The organism is Bradyrhizobium manausense (assembly GCF_018131105.1).
Lineage (GTDB): Bacteria > Pseudomonadota > Alphaproteobacteria > Rhizobiales > Xanthobacteraceae > Bradyrhizobium > Bradyrhizobium manausense_B.
The window spans coordinates 17,804-39,156 of the sequence record NZ_JAFCJI010000010.1 but is presented as its reverse complement, the minus strand read 5'-3'; the positions used below and the strand labels follow the sequence as shown (position 1 = coordinate 39,156).

General features: G+C 64.3%; 21 protein-coding genes. 13 read left to right on the top strand and 8 right to left on the bottom strand.

Going from position 1 to position 21,353, the window contains the following annotated elements; genetic code table 11:
- Window positions 1-209: 209 nt before the first annotated feature.
- Window positions 210-2,477 carry a phosphoenolpyruvate--protein phosphotransferase gene (ptsP, locus tag JQ631_RS31750; protein ID WP_212333915.1) on the top strand — a complete coding sequence of 756 codons (2,268 nt, stop codon included), beginning with the start codon at window positions 210-212 and terminating at the stop codon, window positions 2,475-2,477.
- Between the two features lie 57 nt (window positions 2,478-2,534).
- Window positions 2,535-3,620, top strand: coding sequence for a peptide chain release factor 1 (gene prfA / locus JQ631_RS31745; RefSeq protein WP_212333912.1), 1,086 nt, complete (start codon window positions 2,535-2,537; stop codon window positions 3,618-3,620).
- Window positions 3,621-3,629: 9 nt separating this feature from the next.
- Here prfA and JQ631_RS31740 read toward each other — a convergent pair whose 3' ends face one another.
- Both JQ631_RS31740 and JQ631_RS31735 read right to left on the bottom strand, forming a co-directional pair.
- Entirely contained in the window at window positions 3,630-4,100 is a 471-nt protein-coding gene (locus JQ631_RS31740) for a MarR family winged helix-turn-helix transcriptional regulator (RefSeq protein ID WP_212333909.1), read from the bottom strand.
- Between the two features lie 122 nt (window positions 4,101-4,222).
- On the bottom strand, window positions 4,223-4,840 hold the full coding sequence (locus JQ631_RS31735) for a hypothetical protein (RefSeq protein WP_212333906.1): 618 nt from the start codon (window positions 4,838-4,840) through the stop codon (window positions 4,223-4,225).
- A gap of 249 nt (window positions 4,841-5,089) precedes the next feature.
- Here JQ631_RS31735 and JQ631_RS31730 point away from each other — a divergent pair, with 249 nt between their 5' ends.
- The 4 genes from JQ631_RS31730 to JQ631_RS31715 all read left to right on the top strand — a co-directional run bounded on the left by JQ631_RS31730 (window position 5,090) and on the right by JQ631_RS31715 (window position 9,942).
- Entirely contained in the window at window positions 5,090-6,424 is a 1,335-nt protein-coding gene (locus JQ631_RS31730; RefSeq protein ID WP_212333903.1) for a substrate-binding protein, read from the top strand.
- 94 nt (window positions 6,425-6,518) lie between these two features.
- Window positions 6,519-7,394 (top strand): branched-chain amino acid ABC transporter permease, encoded by an 876-nt coding sequence (locus JQ631_RS31725; protein ID WP_212333900.1) that lies wholly within the window; start codon window positions 6,519-6,521, stop codon window positions 7,392-7,394.
- Between the two features lie 11 nt (window positions 7,395-7,405).
- The gene (locus tag JQ631_RS31720; RefSeq protein WP_212333897.1) at window positions 7,406-9,247 is read left to right on the top strand and encodes a branched-chain amino acid ABC transporter ATP-binding protein/permease; all 1,842 of its coding nucleotides are present in this window, start codon (window positions 7,406-7,408) and stop codon (window positions 9,245-9,247) included.
- The gene (locus JQ631_RS31715; protein WP_212333893.1) at window positions 9,244-9,942 is read left to right on the top strand and encodes an ABC transporter ATP-binding protein; all 699 of its coding nucleotides are present in this window, start codon (window positions 9,244-9,246) and stop codon (window positions 9,940-9,942) included. Before JQ631_RS31720 ends, JQ631_RS31715 begins: the two co-directional genes overlap by 4 nt.
- Here the strand turns inward: JQ631_RS31715 and JQ631_RS31710 are convergent, their stop codons facing one another.
- The gene (locus tag JQ631_RS31710; protein WP_212333890.1) at window positions 9,943-10,368 is read right to left on the bottom strand and encodes an HIT family protein; all 426 of its coding nucleotides are present in this window, start codon (window positions 10,366-10,368) and stop codon (window positions 9,943-9,945) included.
- 91 nt (window positions 10,369-10,459) lie between these two features.
- Between JQ631_RS31710 and prmC the strand changes: the two genes are divergently transcribed.
- Together prmC and JQ631_RS31700 are read left to right on the top strand one after the other, a co-directional pair.
- Window positions 10,460-11,356, top strand: coding sequence for a peptide chain release factor N(5)-glutamine methyltransferase (gene prmC, locus JQ631_RS31705; protein WP_212333888.1), 897 nt, complete (start codon window positions 10,460-10,462; stop codon window positions 11,354-11,356).
- 458 nt (window positions 11,357-11,814) lie between these two features.
- Complete coding sequence (locus tag JQ631_RS31700) at window positions 11,815-12,606, top strand: DUF4167 domain-containing protein (RefSeq protein ID WP_212333886.1); 792 nt, start codon at window positions 11,815-11,817, stop codon at window positions 12,604-12,606.
- 61 nt (window positions 12,607-12,667) lie between these two features.
- On the opposite strand, the gene JQ631_RS31695 is transcribed toward JQ631_RS31700, so the two are convergent.
- A complete protein-coding gene (locus JQ631_RS31695; RefSeq protein WP_212333884.1) occupies window positions 12,668-13,411 on the bottom strand; it encodes a methyltransferase domain-containing protein in 744 nt (247 codons plus the stop codon).
- Window positions 13,412-13,519: 108 nt separating this feature from the next.
- Here JQ631_RS31695 and gloB point away from each other — a divergent pair, with 108 nt between their 5' ends.
- The 3 genes from gloB (at window position 13,520) to JQ631_RS31680 (ending at window position 15,491) form a co-directional block, all read left to right on the top strand.
- Entirely contained in the window at window positions 13,520-14,287 is a 768-nt protein-coding gene (gloB, locus tag JQ631_RS31690) for a hydroxyacylglutathione hydrolase (protein ID WP_212333882.1), read from the top strand.
- Between the two features lie 23 nt (window positions 14,288-14,310).
- On the top strand, window positions 14,311-14,733 hold the full coding sequence (locus JQ631_RS31685) for a cupin domain-containing protein (RefSeq protein WP_212333880.1): 423 nt from the start codon (window positions 14,311-14,313) through the stop codon (window positions 14,731-14,733).
- Window positions 14,734-14,807: 74 nt separating this feature from the next.
- The gene (locus JQ631_RS31680) at window positions 14,808-15,491 is read left to right on the top strand and encodes a flavin reductase family protein (protein ID WP_212333878.1); all 684 of its coding nucleotides are present in this window, start codon (window positions 14,808-14,810) and stop codon (window positions 15,489-15,491) included.
- 6 nt (window positions 15,492-15,497) lie between these two features.
- Here the strand turns inward: JQ631_RS31680 and yddG are convergent, their stop codons facing one another.
- The 3 genes from yddG to JQ631_RS31665 form a co-directional block, all read right to left on the bottom strand.
- Window positions 15,498-16,367, bottom strand: a complete 870-nt coding sequence (gene yddG, locus JQ631_RS31675) for an aromatic amino acid exporter YddG (protein ID WP_212333876.1) — start codon at window positions 16,365-16,367, stop codon at window positions 15,498-15,500.
- A gap of 100 nt (window positions 16,368-16,467) precedes the next feature.
- Complete coding sequence (gene phbB / locus JQ631_RS31670; RefSeq protein WP_212333871.1) at window positions 16,468-17,193, bottom strand: acetoacetyl-CoA reductase; 726 nt, start codon at window positions 17,191-17,193, stop codon at window positions 16,468-16,470.
- A gap of 236 nt (window positions 17,194-17,429) precedes the next feature.
- Window positions 17,430-18,608 carry an acetyl-CoA C-acetyltransferase gene (locus JQ631_RS31665; protein WP_212333866.1) on the bottom strand — a complete coding sequence of 393 codons (1,179 nt, stop codon included), beginning with the start codon at window positions 18,606-18,608 and terminating at the stop codon, window positions 17,430-17,432.
- Between the two features lie 306 nt (window positions 18,609-18,914).
- On the opposite strand from JQ631_RS31665, the gene phaR reads away from it, so the two are divergent.
- Complete coding sequence (phaR, locus tag JQ631_RS31660; RefSeq protein WP_212333863.1) at window positions 18,915-19,499, top strand: polyhydroxyalkanoate synthesis repressor PhaR; 585 nt, start codon at window positions 18,915-18,917, stop codon at window positions 19,497-19,499.
- A gap of 106 nt (window positions 19,500-19,605) precedes the next feature.
- Window positions 19,606-20,223 (top strand): class I SAM-dependent methyltransferase, encoded by a 618-nt coding sequence (locus tag JQ631_RS31655; protein ID WP_212333860.1) that lies wholly within the window; start codon window positions 19,606-19,608, stop codon window positions 20,221-20,223.
- Window positions 20,224-20,360: 137 nt separating this feature from the next.
- Here the strand turns inward: JQ631_RS31655 and JQ631_RS31650 are convergent, their stop codons facing one another.
- Complete coding sequence (locus JQ631_RS31650) at window positions 20,361-21,248, bottom strand: branched-chain amino acid aminotransferase (protein WP_212333858.1); 888 nt, start codon at window positions 21,246-21,248, stop codon at window positions 20,361-20,363.
- Window positions 21,249-21,353: the final 105 nt, after the last annotated feature.

Below are 21,353 nucleotides of genomic sequence, written 5' to 3'. Positions count from 1 at the left end.
GGCGTTTTGCTTGGCAAAACAAGCCTCAATTCGCTATACGGCGAACAGGGTGGGCTGCCGCAGACTGTATTCCAGTTCAGGCGGCGCTGATTCGGCGCAAGCTGTGGTTTGCGCCTGCGCCGGACAAACAAATTGATTGTTTTTCTGGAATTTTAGGCCAGCCGCCGGCCAATATCGCCGGGCAGGCAGACGGAGGAGATTGACGGTTCATGCGGAGCGCGTCGGGAGGTCCCCGCGTCTTGTTGAGACGGCTCCGCGAAACCATGGCGGAGCAAGTCTCGGCCCAGGAGCGGCTGGACAAGATCGTGGTGCTGATCGCCGCCAACATGGTGGCCGAGGTGTGCTCGGTCTATGTGCTGCGCATCGACAACACCCTCGAGCTCTACGCCACCGAAGGCCTCAACCGCGAAGCGGTGCACCATACCGTGCTGAGCGCCCATGAGGGCCTGGTCGGCCTCGTTGCCAGCGAGGCGACACCGCTCAATTTGAACGACGCGCAAAGCCACCCGGCCTTCTCGTTCCGCCCGGAAACGGGTGAAGAGATCTATCACTCCTTCCTCGGCGTGCCGATCCTGCGCGCCGGCAACACGCTCGGCGTCCTGGTTGTGCAGAACCGCGCCAAGCGCACCTATGTCGAGGAAGAACTCGAGGCGCTGCAAACCACCGCCATGGTGCTGGCGGAGTTGATCGCCTCCGGCGAACTGTCCGCACTCGCCCAGCCGGGCGCCGAGCCTGCCGCGCGCCATTCGACGCAGAAGGCCGGCGCCATTCTCTCGGAAGGCATCGCGCTCGGCCACGTGGTGCTGCACGAGCCGCGCGTGGTCATCAAGGACTACATCGCCGAGGACCTGCCGAAGGAAATCAAGCGGCTGGACACCGCGCTCGCCAAGCTTCGCTCGGATCTCGACCGCATGCTGGAGCGTGGCGACGTCGCCGAGGGCGGCGAACATCGCGACGTGCTCGAAGCCTACCGCATGTTCGCCAACGATCAGGGCTGGTCGCACAAGCTGCACGAGGCGGTTGCCACCGGCCTCACCGCGGAAGCCGCCGTCGAGCGTGTCCAGTCCGACACCCGCGCCCGCATGCTGCGCGTCACCGATCCTTACTTGCGCGACCGGCTGCACGATCTCGAGGATCTCGGCTACCGTCTGATGCGGCAGCTGGTCGGTCAGGACCATGCGCCGTCGCGCGAGCAGATGCCCGACAATGCCATCGTCATCGCGCGTGCGATGGGACCAGCGGCGCTGCTCGACTATGACCGCAAGCGCCTGCGCGGCATCGTGCTGGAGGAAGGCACGGCCAACTCCCACGTCTCGATCGTGGCGCGCGCGCTGGGCATTCCCGCCGTCGGCGAAGTGCCGAATGCTCCCGGCATTGCCGACCCCGGCGACGCCATCATTGTCGACGGCACCTCGGGCGCGATCTATGTGCGTCCGTCGCAGGAAATCGAAGCGGCCTATGCCGAGCGGGTTCGTTTCCGCGCCCGCCGCCAGGCGCAATATCTCGCGCTGCGCGAACGTCCCTGCGTCACCAGGGACGGCGAGAAGGTCGAGCTGCTGATCAATGCAGGCCTCGCCATCGACCTGCCCCATATCGACGACACCGGCAGCGCCGGCATCGGCCTGTTCCGCACCGAGCTGCAATTCATGGTCGGCCAGAGCCTGCCGCGCACCAGCGACCAGCTCGCGCTCTACCGCGCCGTGCTGGATGCCGCGGGCCAGAAGCCCGTCACCTTCCGCACCCTCGACATCGGCGGCGACAAGGCACTCCCTTATATGGAGACGGTGATCGAGGAAAATCCCGCGCTCGGCTGGCGCGCGATCCGGCTCGGGCTCGACCGTCCGGGCCTGCTGCGCGGCCAGATCCGCGCGCTGCTCCGTGCCGGCGGCGGCCGCGCGCTACGCATCATGTTCCCGATGATCTCGGAAGTCGCCGAGTTCGATTCGGCCAAGGCGCTGGTCGAGCGCGAGCTGACTTATCTGCGCCAGCACGGCCACACGCTGCCGGAGCGCATCGACATCGGCACCATGGTCGAGGTGCCGGCGCTGCTCTATCAGATGGACGAACTCCTGAAGAAGGTCGACTTCATCTCGGTCGGCTCCAACGATCTGTTCCAGTTCCTGTTCGCGGTCGATCGCGGCAATGCCAAGGTTTCCGAGCGCTTCGACACCATGTCGACGCCGATCCTGCGCGCGTTGCGCGACATTGCGCGCAAGTCCCAGGCAGCCCAGAAATCGCTCTCGCTCTGCGGCGAGATGGCCTCGAAGCCGATCGGTGCGCTCGCGCTGCTCGCGATGGGCTACCGCTCGCTGTCGCTGTCTGCGACCGCACTCGGCCCGGTCAAGGCGATGGTGATCGACCTCGACGTCAAGAAGGCCGCAGCGATGCTCGGCCCGCTCCTGGATGCGCCGACCGGCAGCATCTCGATCCGGCAGAAGCTGACGGAATTTGCCGAGGCCGAGGGCCTGGCGTTGTAGCGGGCCTGCCGCTCGTTATCGCCGCCTCGCCTCCCTCCGCTTTTTGAGACCCAACCGATGTCGTCACTCCCCGAAGCCAAACTGGACGTCCTGCTCGCGCATCACGCCTCGCTCGAGGCCGAATCGCTGGGCCAGCTCTCCTCCGAGCGCTATGTGCAGGTCACGCGCGAGCTCGCCGAGATCAACCCGCTGATCGAGGCGGTGAAGACTTACCGGTCAGCCGTCAAGGAACTCGCCGACACAGAAGCGCTGATCGCTGATGCCGCCACCGATCCCGAGATTCGCAGCATGGCGGAAGCCGAACGCGACGAGCTCAATCCCAAGATCGAGGATCTCGTCCAGAAGATTCGCGTGGCGCTGCTGCCCAAGGACGCCATGGACGACCGTAACGTCGTGCTGGAAATCCGCGCCGGCACCGGCGGCGACGAGGCTTCGCTGTTCGCCGGCGATCTGTTCCGGATGTATGAGCGCTTCGCGAGCTTGCAGGGCTGGAAGGTCGAGGTGATCTCGGCGAGCGAGGGCACGGTCGGCGGCTTCAAGGAAATCATCGCGGAGGTGCAGGGCCGCGGCGCGTTCTCGAAGCTGAAGTTCGAATCCGGCGTGCACCGGGTGCAGCGCGTGCCTGACACCGAAACGCAGGGACGCATCCACACCTCGGCCGCCACGGTTGCCGTGCTACCCGAGGTCGAGGATGTCGACGTCGAGATCAAGAACGACGATCTGCGCATCGAGACCATGCGCGCGCAGGGCGCGGGCGGCCAGCACGTCAACAAGACGGAATCGGCAATCCGCATCACCCACATCCCGACCGGCATCGTGGTGATGATGCAGGACAGCCGCTCTCAGCATAAGAACCGCGCCTCCGCCATGAACATCCTGCGCTCGCGCATCTATGATGCCGAGCGGCAGCGCGTCGACGCCGCACGCTCGGCCGAACGCAAGGAGAAGGTCGGCTCCGGCGACCGCAGCGAGCGCATCCGCACCTATAATTTCCCGCAAGGCCGCGTCACCGATCACCGCATCAACCTGACGCTCTACAAGCTGCCGCAGGTGATCGCCGGCGAAGCGCTCGGCGAATTGACCGATGCACTGACCACCGAGCACCAGGCGGCGCAGCTCGCCGCGCAGGGCGCGGCAGCCTGAGCCCGTGCCTCAGCGCGTCTTGGCCTTGAACGATCGCAGGATCTTGGCCAATGCGGGCGCGGCCGCACCCAATTCGTCCAGATGGATGCGCGACAGCGAGCGCAGCTTCTGCTCGCCCCTCGCCGTCAGCTTGACCAGCACGCGCCGTGCGTCTTCCGGATCGGTTTCCCGGCCGATCAGCTTCAGCTTCGCCATGCGATCCACCAGTTCCACGGCGGTGTGGTGCCGGATCAGGAGGAAGCGCGCGATGGCGCCGACGCTCACGCCGCCGGTGTCGGTCAACCCCTTGATCGCCAGCAGCGCCTGATGCTGCTGCGGCGTCAAACCGGCGTTTTGCGCCGCGGTCTCGCTGAAGGCCAGGAAGGTGCGGAGCTGATAGCGAAATTGGGCCAGCGCGGCATAGTCGGCGTCGCGCATCGCGCGGCCCTTTGAGGGCGCGGTGGACGCCGCGCGTGCTGCCTTCCGCTTTGGGTCAGCCATTCCCTGCCTTCGACCTCGCGCCCGCCGATCGAGCGCACGCAGCCAAGACTAGCAAGGAAGACAGGACCGAACCAACGACGGCTGGTGCGGATGCACACATATCGGGGGCTCTCGCGAGCGGCCTATTCGAAGCCGGACAGCAGGATTTTCACCAGGATGACCTGAAACGCGATCGGGATGCGGACGCTCTTCCGTCGGATCGAGCGCTGGAGCGCACCGGCGATCTCCGCACTGGTCAGCGCACCGGCCGATGCGTTGGCGATCAACTCCGCCCACATCTGCGACAATGAGCCGCCGGACGGAAGCACCGGCTTGATGGTCACGCCGGAGCCCTGCGCCCAGTCGACGATCTCCCGCATCGTATGGGGCCCGCAATTGCGCGCGGTCGCAAGGCGCTCGGCCGTCAGCGCACGCAGCAGATCGCGCGACGGCGACCAATGGCCCTTTGGCGGCTGCTCGCCGGTGAGCTCCACCGCAAGCTCCTTCAGGACATTCTGGGCACGCACGCTCAGTCGCTTCATCGGCACCGGCGCACGCTTGGCCTGACCGGTGCCGACCGCCGGCCCCCGTTCGCCGGCCGGGCGGTTGCGCGGCTCGGGCGTGCGGGAGGTCTCGCCGGACTGCGGCGCCGGACGTTGTTCGCCGCCCTCCCCCGCCGGCCGCGCAGCCTCCTGCCGGTCCGCCTCCTGCGGCCAGGATTGTCGCTTCCGGCTACCTGCCGCTGTCGTCCGCCGCGCCATCTCTCTCGCCGAACCCGTCAGCTCGTACTCACAAAGACTAATGTATATCGCCCTTCGATATGTTTTCACGTGATAATTTCCGTTGTTCGACCAAAGACGAAATTGACAGAAGGCCTTCACAAGCAATGCTAATGTCCAAGAGCTACACGCGGATGTGACGTGCCCGGCGCGGGCAGGCCTTGAGGCCGGCTGCCGCCGGACAAGTCGTGTTTTGTCTACAAACAAGAACGACGTTCGGAGGAAACGACCATGACTGACGATCTCATCCGCCGCGGCCTTTCGCGCCGTGGCCTGCTGCAGACCACGGCAGGTCTCATCGGCGGCTCGATGCTGCCCGCCATGCCAGCCTTTGCCGAGGACAAGCCCGCGATCGGCACCTATCCCGCGGGCGTTTCGGGTTCTACCGCCTTTATCGGCATCTCCGTGCCGCGCACCGGCACCTACGCGGTGCAGGGTGAGGACGAGCTCAAGGGCTACCAGCTCGCGATCGAGCACATCAACCAGGGCCACGAGCTGATCAAGAAGATCTCGCCCAAGACCAGCAAGGGCGTGCTCGGCAAGGAATTGAAGTTCGGCGTCGCGGATTCCGCGGCCAAGCCGAACGAAGCGGTGCAGGCGCAGCAGCGTTTCATCAGCGAGAACAAGGCCATCATGATCACCGGCGGCACGTCATCCGCCGTTGCGGTCGCGCTGAACAAGCTGGCCCAGCGCGAGCATGTGCTGTTCGTGTGCGGCATCTCGGGATCGAACGACACCACCGGCAAGGACTGCGTTCGCTACGGCTTCCGCCAGAACTTCTTCGGCCAGACCGCAGCGGCAGCGATCGGCCCTGTCATGGTCAAGGAGTTCGGCAAGGGCAAGAAGGCGGCCTATCTGACGCCTGATTACACCTACGGTCACACCGTGACCAAGTCGATGCAGGACTTCCTCGCGACCGCAGGCTGGACCACCGCGACCAACCAGGTCGCGCCGCTCGGCGCTCCCGACTATTCCTCGTATCTGCTGAACGTCGCGAACTCCGGTGCCGACGTGCTCATCAACGTCAACTGGGGCCACGACGCCGTGCTGTCGACCCAGCAAGCCAAGCAGTTCGGCGTGCTCGACAAGATGAAGCTGGTCGTCCCCTATCAGGTGCCCTTCATCGCGCGCGAAACCGGCGGCCTGATGCAGGGCGTCTATGCCGCAACCGACTATTGGTGGACGATCGAGGACAAGTTCCCGCTGGCCAAGATGTTCAACGAGGCCTTCGAGAAGAAGTACGGCTACAAGCCGGAATGGGGCGCCGAGAACGCCTATGTCAGCTTCGCGCACTGGGCCCACATGTGCGAGCAGGCCGGCAGCTTCAATCCGCCCGACGTGATCAAGGCCTATGAGAAGGGCGAGACGATCCCCTCCCTCGTCGGAGACGTGCATTACCGCCCCGAGGATCACCAGTGCATTCGCCCGGTGATCATCGTCAAGGGCAAGCAGCAGAAAGACATGAAGAACAAGGAAGACTGGTACGACGTCGTCGAGATCGTCCCGGGTGAAGGCCTGATGCAGAAGCCTGATGCCTTCGGCTGCCATCTCGGCGACTACACCTGAGCCCAAGCTAACCCCTGTGACGCCGTAGGCCTTGACTCTGGACCTGCGGCGTCATCTTTTTTGACGCTCTTCGCGTCACAACAGCGATTGTCGCATGATCAGTTGGCCCAATCTCGTTTCGCAGCTTTTCAACGGGCTTGCGCTCGGCGCCCTGCTTGCGCTGATCAGCTCCGGCCTGACCATCATCTACGGCACCCTCGGCGTGCTCAACCTCGCGCATGGCGCGATGTTCATGATCGGCGGCTATGCCGGCTTCGTCACCTACCAGTACACGGAATCGTTCATCCTTGCGGTCATCGCGGGCTCGCTGTTCGTGATGCTGCTCGGCGTCGTGATGGAACGCGTCATCATCCGCCACTTCTATCATCGCCCGCACGAGGATCAGCTGCTGGTGACCTTCGGGCTCGGCATCTGCTTCGTCGAGCTCGTGCGCCTGCTGTTCTCGAGCCAGTCGCAGATCGTGCCGCCCCCGGCGCTGTTCCAGGGCATCACCAATCTCGGCTTCATGTTTTATCCGACCTACCGCCTCGCCGTCGTCGGCATCGTCGCCGTTGCGCTCGGCGCGCTGTTCATCATCCTCTACCGGACCCGGCTCGGCATGATCGTGCGCGCCGGTATCGAGGATTCGGTGATGGTCGATTCGCTCGGCATCAACGTCTACCGCGTCTTCATGGTCGTGTTCGGCATCGGCGCGATGGCCGCCGGCTTTGCCGGTATCGTCAACGCGCCGGTGGTGTCGCTGACCCCCGGCATCGGTGACGACATCCTGGTCCAGACCTTCGTCGTCGTGGTGATCGGCGGCGTCGGCTCGTTCCCCGGTGCGATCCTCGGCGGCCTGATCGCCGGCGAGATCATCAGCGTCACCTCCATGTTCAACCCCGGCTATGCCTATGTGATGCTGTTTGCGGCAATGACGCTCGTGCTCGTGGTACGACCGCATGGCCTGCTCGGCGTCCAGGGCCGCGAATAAGTGATCAGCTGATGCTCAAGCAACGCCCGTTCCTGATCGAGACACTGACGGCCATCGGCCTGATCGTGGCTCCCTTCGTGCTGCCGCATCTCGGCTTTGCGCCGAACACTGTGAACCGGATCCTGGTCTGGGGCCTGTTCGGCCTCGGCTTCGACATCCTGTTCGGCTTCACCGGCCTCTTGTCGTTCGGCCAGTCCGCCTTCTACGGCACCGGCGGCTTCGTCGCCGCCTACCTGCTGACCCGCGCCGGCTTCAGCAACGTGCTCGGCGCGCTGATCATCGGCATGATCGCGGCGGCTGCGACCGGCTATCTGATCGGCCTGATCGCGCTCCGCCGCACCGGCATCTATTTCGCCATGATCACGGTGGCGATCGCTGAGGTGTTCTTCTTCGTCGAGTTCAATCCGCTCTCGGATTTCACCGGCGGCGAGAACGGTTTGCCGGGCGTGCCGACGCCGAGCTTCAATCTCGGCTTCACCAGCATCCATTTCACCAATGGCTGGTCGCTCTATCAGTTCATCGCGCTGTGCTATTTCATCGGCGTCATCATTGCGCTTCGGATCGTCCGCTCGCCGGTCGGTGCCATCTTCAGCGCGATCAGGGACAATCCGCTGCGCGCCACCGCGGTCGGCCACAACATCCACGGCTACAAGCTGACCGCCTTCGTGATCGCCGCGGCATATGCGGGCTTCGCCGGCGGCCTGCTCGGTGTGCTCCAGGCCTTCATGCCGCCCGATGCTTTCACCTTCGACACGTCAGGCCAGCTCGTGATGCAGACCGCCATCGGCGGCCGCGGCACGCTGTTCGGGCCGCTGGTCGGCGCAACCGTCTGGCTGTTCCTTCAGGATTTCCTGCAATCCGCGCTTGGCCTCGGAGCTGCCTGGAAGCTCGTGCTCGGCGTCGTGTTCGTGCTGCTGGTCTGCTTCCTGCGTGGTGGCATCATCGGCGGCTTCGTCGATCTCTATCACCTCGTCTCCGGGAAGCGGGCCGAGAAGGCTGCGGAGACGGAGGAGACCGAAGTCGAGACGCCGCAGCAAGCCCCGCCTGCCCCACTACAGGCCAAGGAGGTCGCGCATCCCGTCTATTCCGGCCCTATCCTGAAGGCCACCGGCCTCACCAAACGTTATGGCGGCCTCGTCGCCAACAGCGACATCGATTTCAGCGTTGATCAGGGCGAGCTGCGCGGCATCATCGGCCCCAACGGCGCCGGCAAGTCGACCTTCTTCAAGATGCTGACCTGCGAGGTCCCGCCGACCTCGGGCCAGATCATGTTCGAGGGGCGCGACATCACGGGACTGAGGGTCACCGACGTCTGCCAGCTCGGCCTCACCAAGAGCTATCAGGTCAACCAGCTCTTCACGGGTCTCACGGTGCGGCAGAACCTGACGATCGCCGCCCTCGCCGAGCTGCGCGGAAAATTCCGGCTCGACCTGTTCCGCTCGCTCTCCGGTGTCAAGGGTCTGACGGAGCAGGTGGAGCACACGCTCGCGCTGGTCAATCTGACCCGCCGCGCCGACACGCCGGTGTCCGAGCTCGCCTATGGCGAGAAGCGCAGGCTGGAGATCGGGCTCGCGCTCGCCACCTCGCCCCGCCTGCTGTTGCTCGACGAGCCGCTCGCCGGCATGAGCCCGCGCGAGCGGGTCGAGACCGTCAAGCTGCTCAAATCGATCGCGCGCGGCCGTACCATGATCATCATCGACCACGACATGGATTCGCTGTTCGAGCTGGTCGAACGCGTGACGGTGCTGCAGGAAGGCCGCGTGCTGGTCTCCGGCACACCGGAGGAAATCAAGAACAACGCCGCGGTGCAGGAAGCCTATCTCGGTGGCGTGCACGGAGAGATCGCCGCATGAGCCTGATCGAGGTCAACGGCCTGAACAGCTATTACGGGGACTCCCACATCCTGTTCGACGTCGCCATGCACGTCGAACAGCACGAGGTGGTGGCGCTGCTCGGCCGCAATGGCGCCGGCAAGAGCACGACGCTGAAGAGCCTGATGGGCGTGGTGACGCCGCGCAGCGGCAGCGTGAAGTTCGACGGCATCGACATCGCCGGCCGCAGGAGCCACAAGATCGCCCAGGCGGGCATGCAGCTCGTTCACGAGGAACGCCGTATCTTCGGCAGCCTGTCCGTGGAGGAGAACATCCTCCTCGCCGGCATCACCGCGCCAAAGCGCTGGCCGCTCGGCCGCATCTACGAGATGTTCCCGCGGCTGAAGGAGCGCCGCAACAACCGCGGCACCGAGCTCTCCGGCGGCGAACAGCAGATGCTGGCGATCGCGCGGGCGCTGGTGCGCGATCCCAAGATCGTGCTGCTGGACGAGCCGTTCGAGGGACTGGCACCCGTGATCGTCCACGATCTGGTCAAGGCCTGCCGCGAACTCGCCGCCGCGGGCCAGACCATCGTGCTGGTCGAGCAGAATTTGGCGGCGACGCTGGCCCTGGCGACACGGATCTACATCATCAACAACGGCCATATCGTGCACGAAGGGCCGGCGCAGGAGCTCAAGGCCCAGCCGGAGCTGCTCCAGCGCTATCTCGGCGTCTGATCAATCGCCAAGCGCCGCGATCATCCGCTTGGCGTGCTCGGCGAGCACGGCCTTGTCTTCGTTACGCGTCTGCGCCGGCAAGAGCTCGATGCCGGCCCTGACCGGCATCACGTGCATGTGCAGGTGAAACACCACCTGGCCGCTGGCCGGCTCGCTGAACTGCTGCAGGATGATGCCGTCCGCATCGAACGCCTTCATGGCGGCGAGCGCGATCCGCTTGGCGGTCCGGGCGACCGCGGCGAGATCGCCATCCGCGATGTCGAGAATGCCGCGCGCCGGCGCTCTCGGGATCACCAGCGTATGCCCGGGCGAGCGCGGCATGATGTCCAGGAAAGCGAAGCTGCGCTCGTCCCTGAACACCTCGAAGCAGGGAATCTCGCCGCGCAGGATCTTCGCGAAGACGTTCTGATCGTCATAGGCCGTCATGGATGTCCTCCTTCGCTGCGGGTTGCGATCAAACGCGCTCCTTTCCGTTGACGCAAGCAAGGCCGCCGATCTATCCACGATGCCAGGCAGGATGGCTCCCTTGGCGACAGGCTTCGATTCCGGACACAGCGTCGAGAGTGCGCGGCGCGCGCTCACGGCGCGACTGCAAGCGGGCGGCATCGAGGAGCCATCTCTCGATGCACGCCTGCTCGTCGGCGCCGCGGTGGGGCTCGATCTGACCGGCCTGATCACGCAGGCAGACCGACACCTCGCGCCGGAAGAGGCCACGCGGCTCGAAGCATATGTGCAGCGACGGCTCGCACATGAGCCGGTCGCCCGCATTCTCGGTATCAGGGAGTTCTGGGGCCTGCCGTTCCGCCTGTCCGAGGCGACGCTGGTGCCGCGGCCGGATACCGAGACTGTGGTCGAACTGGCGCTCGAGATTTTTCGCGAACGCGCGGTCTCAGAACGGCGCCCGCTCATCGCCGATATAGGCACCGGATCCGGCGCAATCCTGCTCGCGCTGCTGCACGAGATTCCCGATGCATTCGGCGTCGGCACCGATCTCAGTCTCACCGCGCTTCATACCGCCCGGAGCAATGCCGCCGCCCTCGGCCTTGCCGACCGCGCCGGCTTCGTTGCCTGCTCCTACGCGGCGGCACTTCGCGGCCCGTTCGATCTCATCGTGTCGAACCCGCCCTATATTCCCGCAGGGGAAATTCCGAAGCTGAGCATCGAGGTGCGCGAGCACGATCCGCATCTGGCGCTCGACGGCGGCAATGACGGCTATGACGCCTATCGTGCCCTGATCCCGCAGGCGGTCGAGCGGCTCCTCCCCGGCGGGGCCCTTATCGTAGAGGCCGGACAGGGCCAGGCCGGAGACATTGAAACCTTGATGGCAGCCGCCGCGTTATCGATCGACAGGCCGCCCAAGGCCGATCTGGCGGGCATTCCGAGGGCGGTCTCCGCCCGAAAAATGCCCCCATAAAAGCCGGATTGGGCTCTAAAAAACCTCTTGGAATATCCCGTGGGAACGACTACGTTCCGGTCAACACATCGGTGCCGGCCCCGTAGACCTACGGGCGAAAGCCGGGCTCTCGGACGAGAGCTTTACTGATTAAGGTTCCAAGCCGCAGGTCCTGTTGAGCGCGATGGCCAGTTAAGCTGCGCTGCTTACCGACCGCAACGTGAACGAAAGCCTGATATTGCGCTTGAAGATTTACGCAACAAAGCAGGGCTTGTTTCGGCAGGCGATATGAATGGGTTCGCTGGCAATAAGTGCTGGCGGTGGGGAACGCGTCTTTGTTGAACGCGACGGTCGACGAACATGGCAGGGTTCAACCCGCTCTTGCGCGGTGCGCGCGAGACATGTGAACCGCTGTCACAAAGTCACTCTCTGCAATCAGTAATGCGTGCAACCTTTAGGGCTGGAATTAAAGGCAGGACATGAGAAACGGTCAGAACAAGCAGCGGATGCGCAACCGCAACAACAATAACAATAACAACAATAATAACCGGCGCGGCCAGAACCCGATGACCCGGGTCTACGAATCGAACGGCCCCGACATCAAGATCCGCGGCACCGCCTCGCACATCGCCGAAAAATATCTTCAGCTTGCGCGTGACGCGCGCTCCTCCGGCGACCCGGTCGCCGCCGAAAACTACTACCAGCACGCCGAGCATTATTTTCGCCTGATCGCGGCGGCCCAGGAACAGTTCCGCCAGAACCAGCAGCCGCGCGGCGACGAGCCCATCAGCACGAGCAGCGACGACAACGAGGACGACGGCGAGAATTTCTCGAATTTCGGCCAGGAGCCGGGCTTCGTTCCGCAGCCGCCGCAGCAACAGCAGCCCTTCATGCGCGACCGCGACGGCCAGCGTGATCAGCAGCGCGAATACCAGCCGCGCGACAATCAGCAGCCCTATCAGCGCGATCAGCAGCAGCCCCGCGAGCACCGCGAACGCGACCATCGTCCGCAGCCGCAATATCAGCAGCCGCAGCCGCCGCAGAACCAGCCGCAACCTGTCGTCGCCGATGCCGGCAGCGTCGATCGCCTGCCGTCCTTCATCACCGGCGCGCAACCGCAGGCGAATGGCGCGCCTGGCAACTTCGAAGGCGGCAATGGCGGCGGTGGCGAGCGCTATCCGCGGCGCCGGCGCCGGCCGCATAACGGCCCGCGCCCCGAGCGCGAGGCGGCTCCGGCCGCGACCAGTGACGATCTCGCCTCCGGCGAGTAAGTCACACCAATCTCTGATTTCATCGGCTAAATCGTCCCGGCTTCGCCGGGACGATTTGTTTTCAGGTCCGCGTCACCGTCGTCGAGGACGGCACCAGCACCGGCTTCAACGACGGAATCAGCCGCGCCCGTTCACGCGTGGCGGGGATCGCGCGATAGACCTGTTTGGTCGCTTCGACGATGTGGACGCCTGCGAAGGGCAGCGAGAGCGCAGCACCGGCACGCTCCCACATCTGCGCCGATTTCAGCACCCAGCGGCCAGCATAGGGCGGCATGAACAGCGCCTCGCCCCAGCCGGTCGGCGTGAACCAGGTCTGGCGCAGCAGGTCCGTGATCTGCGAGCGCGAATAGGGTCGGCCGTGGCCGAACGGCGTGTTGTCGCTGCGCGTCCACACGCCACGCCGGTTCGGGATCACCGCGATGACGCGCCCCGAGGGCGACAGCACCCGCCAGACCTCGCGCAACAGCGCGGCCGGATCATCCGACATCTCGAGCGCATGGACCATCAGGATGCGATCCACTGCAGCGTCGGGGAGCGGCAGTGAGAACTCGTCGACCAGCGTGGCCAGCGCCGGTCGTCCGGTCGGCCATTTCAACACGCCCTGGGCCGCCGGCATGAAGGCGATGCAGCGCTCCGCGTCCTCGCGGAACAGGCCGAGATAGGGCGTCGGATAGCCGACGCCGAGCACGCGCTGGCCCTCGGCATTCGGCCAGCGCTGCCTGATGCCGCGATTGATCATCTGCCGCGCCACAATTCCGAGGCGACGGGAATAAAACTCGCGAAGGTCCACGACGTCGATGGTCATGACGGCAATGTAACATGCACAACGCGGGGGCCGCGCGCTGAATATTGCATTGCCTGCGCAACGTTAACGCCATATTTGTCTGACGGGGCGGAGCGCGATGGAGATGTCATGGCTGCCGAAATTCATACTTTCAGCTGTTTAAACGACAATTTCGGTTACCTGATCCACGATGTGGAAACCAAGGCAACCGCCTCGATCGACGCGCCGGAAGCCGGCCCCATCATCAAGGCGTTGGAGCGGGAGGGCTGGCAGCTCACCGACATCCTGATCACCCATCATCACGGCGATCATGTCGGCGGGGTCGCCGAACTCAAGCAGAAATACAATTGCCGCGTCGTCGCGCCGCATGACAAAGCGGCCAGGATCGCCGATGTCGATTTGCGCGTCGCCAATGGCGACGTCGTCAGGGTCGGCACACTGCTCGGACGTGTGCTGGAGACGCCAGGCCACACGCTCGACCACATCTCCTACGTGTTCGATACCGAGAAGACGCTGTTCGCCGCCGATACGCTGTTCTCGATCGGCTGCGGCCGCGTGTTCGAGGGGACCTATCCGATGATGTGGGACTCGCTGCTGAAGCTGCGGGCCCTGCCCGACGACTTCAAGCTCTATTGCGGCCACGAATATACGGCGTCCAATGTCAAATTCGCGCTGACCGTCGATCCAGACAATGCGGCGCTCCAGGCGCGTGCGGCCGAGGTTGCGAAGCTGCGAGCGGAAAACAAGCCGACCATTCCCTCGCTGCTTGGTGATGAAAAGCGAGCAAACGTGTTCCTCCGCGCGGATGAACCGTCGATCGCAGCCAGGCTACACATGAAGGGCGCCGACGCCGCCGCGGTGTTCGGCGAGCTGCGAGAGCGCAAGAACAAATCCTGAAGCATAAATCCTGACGGGGATCGATGCCGACCGCAGCCGAGATCATCGCGCGCCTCGAACTCCGCCCGCATCCCGAGGGCGGCCACTACCGTGAGACCTTTCGCGACCAGACCACCGACGCCAACGGGCGCTCGCGATCGACCCTCATCTACTTCCTGCTCGCGCGCGGCGAACGCTCGCATTGGCATCGCATCGATGCGGTCGAGACCTGGCACTATTATGCCGGCAGCTCGCTGACGCTGCGCATTGCCCACGAGGGCTGTTCCCAGCACGAGGTGCGGCTCGGAACCGACCTCGTGAGCGGCGAGCGGCCGCAGGCGATCGTGCCGGCAGACGCCTGGCAAATGGCGGAGACATCAGGCGAGTGGACGCTGGTCGGCTGCACCGTCGCTCCGGCGTTCGAGTTCGCGAAGTTCGAGCTCGCGCCGAAGGGCTGGGAGCCTTGAGACCGATCTGGAATCGGGTGGGTTCGATCCGCAGCACGTCTTAGGACAGCGCCTCCAGTCAAGAGGAGCGCACGATGCACGGAACACTCGATCCCGCTGCCGTCCAGATCGACCCGGCCATTCTGTATTTTGGAACGCCGGTCGTCCTGATCGGGTCAACCAATGACGACGGCTCCCATAACCTCGCACCGATGTCATCAGCGTGGTGGGTCGGATGGCGCTGCATGCTCGGGCTCGCCGGCAATTCAAAAACCACCGAAAACCTGATCCGTAGCGGCGAGTGCGTGCTCAATCTGCCGTCGGCAGATCTCGTCGCCGCCGTCGACCGCCTCGCACGCACGACGGGCTCGAATCCGGTGCCGACCGGCAAGCTCCATCGCGGCTACCGGCACGAGAAGGACAAGTTCGACATCAGTGGCCTGACCGCCTCGGCGAGCGAAACGGTCGGCGCACCGCGGGTGGCCGAGTGCCCGGTGCAGATGGAGGCGAAGGTCGCTTATGTGCATGAGATGGCACAGGACGATGCGGTCTGGCGCGGCAATCTCATCGCGATCGAGGTGCGCATCACCCGCGTGCATGCACATGCTGACATCATGATGAGCGGCACAAGCAACCGCATCGACCCCGACAAATGGCGGCCGTTGATCATGAGCTTCCAGGAATTCTACGGTTTGACGCCGCAACGCCTGCAACGCTCCGAGCTTGGGCAGATTCAGGAAGGCATGTACCGGCCGCCGGGCTGGCAGCCGGCGCCTTGATGCGCCTCATCGCTTCCGCAGCACCATGTCCTTTGCCGCAATCAAGCCGCCCCCGGCGATCAGGATTGCGGCGACGGCGATGTTGGCGCTGGCCTTTGCAAAGCCGGCCGCGATGAGAAAGCCGGTCGACAGCAGCGGCGTCGCGTAAGACGCGGCGCCGAGCACGCGGATATCGCCGCGCTTCATGCCGATGTCCCAGGCGTAAAAGGCTGCACCGACGGGACCGATGCCGAGCCCGATCACCGCAAGCCATTGCAATGCGGTCTCGGGCCAAACCGTGGTTTCAAGCACAGCATGCATCAGCGCAGCGAGCACCGACGTGGCGAGGCAGAAGCCTGCGACCGCATCGGTCGGCACCGCCTTCAATCGCCGCGACAGCACCGAATAGGCCGCCCAGACGAAGGCGGCTATGAAGGCCGCGATCAATCCCGGCACCGCGCCTGGCGCGAAGCCGGAGGTATTGCCGGCGAACAGCAGCACAGTGCCGACGAGGCCGAGCACGGCGCCGATGATGTGATGCATGGCCAGCCGCTCGCCCGGCAGGAAGGACGAGAACAGCACGATCAACAGCGGCCACATGTAATTGAGCAGGCCGGCTTCAGCCGGCGGCGCGAAGCGCAGCGCGAGGAAATACAGCGCGTGATAGCCGAACAGGCCGCCGACGCCGACGAGCCATACGACAAGCGGCTGACGCAGGCTCTTCGTGGCATCGCCTCGGCCGATCCAGGTGAGAAGCCCGACAAGACCGCCGATCGCGAACGTCATGGCAGCGAGCTGAAAGGCCGGTATCCTGCCGGTCGCCACCGTCATCACTGAGAGCAGCGACCACATCAGGATCGCAGTCAGTCCAATCAGCGTGGCAGTGCGCGGGGTCATGATCAAAAGGCTCTGAGGACGCTTATGCCCGGCACGAGGCCGGGCATTTGCGTCTTCATTATCCTCTTGTCGGGCCCGAAGCTACACGCTTGGCGCCCTGTCAGGCGTGGTACTGACCGCCGTTGATCGTCAGGGTCGAGCCGGTGATGAAGCCTGCTTCGTCGGCGGCAAGGAACACGACCGCGCGCGCAATCTCTTCCGGCTCGCCGAGCCGGTTGACGGGAATCTGCGGAATCACGTTCTTTTCCAGAACATCCTTCGGCACCGCCTGCACCATCTCGGTGTTGATGTAGCCCGGCGCAATGGCGTTGACGGTGATACCGCCCTTGGCATTCTCGATCGCGAGCGCCTTGGTGAAGCCGATGTCGCCTGCCTTTGCCGCGGAATAATTGACCTGGCCGAACTGCCCCTTCTGGCCGTTGATCGACGAGATCGAGATGACGCGACCGAACTTGCGCGTGCGCATGCCCTCGATCACCTGGCGCGTCATGTTGAACAGCGAGCCGAGATTGGTGTTGATCACGGCGTTCCACTGCTCCAGCGTCATCTTGTGGAAGGCGGTGTCACGGGTGATGCCGGCATTGTTGACGAGCACGTCGACGGGGCCGAGCTCGGCTTCGACCTTCTTCACGCCCTCGGCGCAGGCATCGAAATTGCTGACATCCCATTTGTAGACGGAGATGCCGGTCTCGGCCTTGAACTTCTCCGCCGCCGCGTCATTGCCGGCATAACTCGCCGCGACCTTGTAGCCCGCCGCCTTCAGCGCCTTGCTGATCGCAGCACCAATTCCGCGCGTACCACCCGTCACCAATGCAACTCGTGCCATATCGTATTCCTTCCCTTGGACTCTTCGGACGTTTCTGCGTGATCGTTTTTAGTGATGGATTATGCGGCTGGTTTGACGGACATCAAGAACAAAACGCCCGGCGTTGAGCCGGGCGTTTGTATTTAGTCGAGGCTTGCGCAGTTGCGAAGAATATTTGATTTGCAACCGCCGCCTTTTTAATCGCGTGCAACGCACTCCCTGACGCGTGCAGCGCACGCGTCAGTTAAGTGTCAGCTTCAGTCGCGCGCCAGACACATCGCGATACCCATGCCGCCGCCGATGCACAGCGTGGCAAGGCCCTTCTTCGAATCGCGCTTCTGCATTTCGTGCAGCAGCGTCACCAGCACGCGCGCGCCGGAGGCACCGACCGGATGGCCGATCGCGATCGCGCCGCCATTGACGTTGACCTTCGACGTATCCCAACCAAGGTCCTTGTTGACGGCACAAGCCTGCGCCGCAAAAGCCTCGTTGGCCTCGATCAGGTCGAGATCGCCGACGTTCCAGCCGGCCTTCTTCAACGCCGCGCGCGAGGCCGGGATCGGGCCCGAGCCCATGATCTTCGGATCGACGCCGGCCTGCGCCCAGGACACGATGCGCGCGATCGGCTTCTTGCCTTCCTTGGCGGCCTGCTTGGCGGTCATCAGCACCACGGCGGCAGCGCCGTCATTGATGCCGGAGGCCGAACCTGCGGTGACCGTACCTTCCTTCTCGAAGGCCGGACGAAGCTTCGCCATGGCATCGAGCGTGGCGCCATGGCGGGGGTATTCGTCGGCGCTGACCACGACATCGCCCTTGCGGCCCTTGATGGTGACGGGGACGATCTCGTCGTTGAACTTGCCGGCCTTCTGCGCTGCTTCGGCCTTCTGCTGCGAAGCCACGGCGAATTCGTCCTGCTGGGCGCGGGTGATCTGCCACTGCCGCGCGACGTTCTCGGCGGTGTTGCCCATGTGATAGCCGTTGAAGGCATCCCACAGGCCATCCTTGATCATGGTGTCGACGAACTCGACGGCACCCATCTTGACGCCGCCGCGCAGGTACTGAGCGTGGGGAGCCATGCTCATGGATTCCTGGCCGCCGGCCACCACGATCTCCGAATCACCGTTGAGCAGCGCCTGGTAGCCGAGCGCAACCGTGCGCAGGCCCGAGCCGCAAAGCTGGTTGACGCCCCAGGCGGGGCTCTCCACCGGAATGCCGGCCATGATCGAGGCCTGGCGGGCGGGATTCTGGCCCTGAGCGGCGGTCAGGATCTGGCCCATGATGACCTCGGAGACCCGGCCGGGTTCGATGCCACCGCGCTCGAGCGCGGCCTTGATGGCGATCGCGCCAAGATCGTGGGCGGGAAGGGTCGCGAAGGCTCCGTTGAAGCTTCCGACCGGGGTGCGGGCGGCGCTGACGATGACGACATCGTCTGACATGGGCATCTCCTGGGGTTGAAAGGGGGCAGACGGGGCTGGGAAAACGGCTCGCCAGTCTCGAATGGCATCCTGTTAACGTCGTTGCGGCATGTCAATCGGCTGGTCTCCGAATTCATGCCGCAGCGCATTCAAAATAGCGTTCTTGGCCATTTCGCAAGCAGGTTTTTGCTGTGCAATTAACCGTGGCGCACAAAACGGTAGCGTGACCCCTTTGAAAATGCTTATTTTGTTGCGTTGCGTACTCTTCCCGCCCTGCGGCATTGGCCCTGCAGGTTCCTGTTCTCAGCGTCTTTCAAGTGAGAGCCCATGGCGAAATCAGACCAACCCACCACGATCAAGAAATACGCGAACCGCCGGCTCTATAACACCGGAACGAGCACCTATGTGACGCTGGAAGACCTCGCCGCCATGGTCAAGGATGGCGAAGATTTCCTGGTTTACGACGCCAAGAGCGGCGACGACATCACCCGCTCGGTGCTCGCCCAGATCATCTTCGAGCAGGAGAACAAGGCCGGCCAGAACCTGCTGCCGACCACCTTCCTGCGCCAGCTGATCCGCTTCTACGGCGACAGCATGCAGATGGTGGTGCCGAAATATCTGGAGCAGTCGATCGCGACACTGACCCAGGAGCAGGAGAAGTTCCGCAAGCAGATCGCCAACACGCTCTCCGGCACGCCCTTCGCGCCGCTGGAAGAGCAGGTCCGCCGCAACATGGAGCTGTTCCAGCAGACCTTTTCGATGTTCAAGCCGTTTGCGCCCAACACGGGCCGCACGGAGCAGGAGCCCGATGCCAACGCCCCGGCGGCCGCGGACAGCAACATCGATGAGCTGCGCCAGCAGATGAAGGACATGCAGGAGCGCCTCGAGCGCATGTCGAAGAAGGACGAGTAGATCTCTCCTTCACACCGGCGCGTCCGCACCCGCGGGCGCGCGAAGTCCCGATTGATTGCGGCATCGCCATTGGCGTGCCGCCCTCCCGGCCAATGCCGGAGCCGCCATGTCCGATCGCACCACGCACTGGCAGAACGTCTACGCCACCAAGGGCGAAGCCGAGGTCAGCTGGTTTCAGGAAAGTCCGGCGATCTCGCTCGAGATGATCCGCGCGGCTAATCCGGATCATGGCGCCGATATCATCGACATCGGCGGCGGAGCGTCACGACTGGTCGATGCGCTGCTGCAAGACGGATATCGCGACATCGCGGTGCTGGATCTCTCCGCCAACGCGCTCGACGCGGCGAAGAAGCGAATCGGTGCGGTCGCGTCAGCCGTCGACTGGATCGTCGCCGACGCCACCACTTGGCAGCCGGTGAAGACCTACGATGTCTGGCATGATCGCGCCGCGTTTCACTTCCTGACCGATCCGCGCGACCGGACCGCCTACGTCGGGCGCCTGCGGACGGCGGTCGCGTCGGGCGGGCATGTCATCATCGCAACGTTTGCGCCCGACGGTCCCGAGAAATGCAGCGGCCTGCCGGTGCAGCGGCACGACAGCGCGAGCCTCGCGGCGGAGCTTGGACCAGGGTTCGATCTGGTCGAGACGCGGAGCCAAATCCACCGCACGCCCTGGCAATCGACACAGGCGTTTCAATTCAGCCGGTTTCGGCGACGCCCGTAAGCGCGCAACGCCCCCTCCTCAATCCCGTCATAGCGAGCGCAGCGAAGCAATGTCTCCGCGATGGGACTCTGGATTGCTTTGCTTTGCTTTGCTTTGCTTTGCTTCGCTTCGCCCGCAATGACGGAGTGAGCGGCGATTTACGCCGCCAGCTTCACCGCATGCGCAAAGTCCCAATAGAGCTTGCGCGCCCTGGTGTAGAGCGGGCCGGGCTTCAGCTCGCGCTGATCGATGCGAATGACCGGCGCGACCTTGGCGAAATTGCCGGTCGAGAAAATCTCGTCGGCGGCGAGAAAATCCGCATAGCGCAGCGTCTTCTCGACCACTGTGACGCCATCGCCGCGGAGCAGGCTGATGACGCGCTGGCGCGTGATGCCGTTGAGGAAGGTCCCGTTCGGCACCGGCGTGAACACCACGCCGTCTTTCGCCATGAACACGTTGGAATTGCCGAACTCGGCGACATTGCCGAGCATGTCGAGCATCAGCGCGTTCTGAAATCCGCGCGACGCCGCCTCCGCAAGCGCGCGCGAATTGTTCGGATAGAGGCAGGCCGCCTTCGCATCCACCGTCGCGCATTCCGCGGTGGGCCTGCGGAACGGCGACAGCGTGATCGCATTGCCGACCGGCTTTGGCATCGGCGCCTCGTAGATGCACAGGCACCAATCGGTGGTCTCGGGATCGAACAGCACGCCACCGCCCGAGCCGTTCTGCGCCCAGTACATCGGCCGGACATAGAGTTCCGCGTTCGGCGCAAAGCGCGCGATGCCTTCGTTGGCGAGCGTCAGCCAGGTGCCGGCATCGACCACCGGCTTCAAGCCGAAATTGACCGCGGATTGATTGGCACGGGCGACGTGGCGGTCGAGATCGGGCGCGACGCCTTCGAATGCGCGCGCGCCGTCGAACACCACCGAGCCAAGCCAGGCCCCATGCGTGCGCGGCCCCATGATCGGGACATTGCCGTCATGCCACTTGCCTTCGAAGAAGGTCCAGCTCGGCGAATATTCGATCGGCTTCTTGATCTCGGCCATGTCAGGCTTCCCTCGAAAAATATCCGGGCACTATTGTCCCAATTTCTAAACGATTTGCTGCGGGGAAGCACCAACTCTCCGGCGCAGGAGGTTAAGACGACAGCG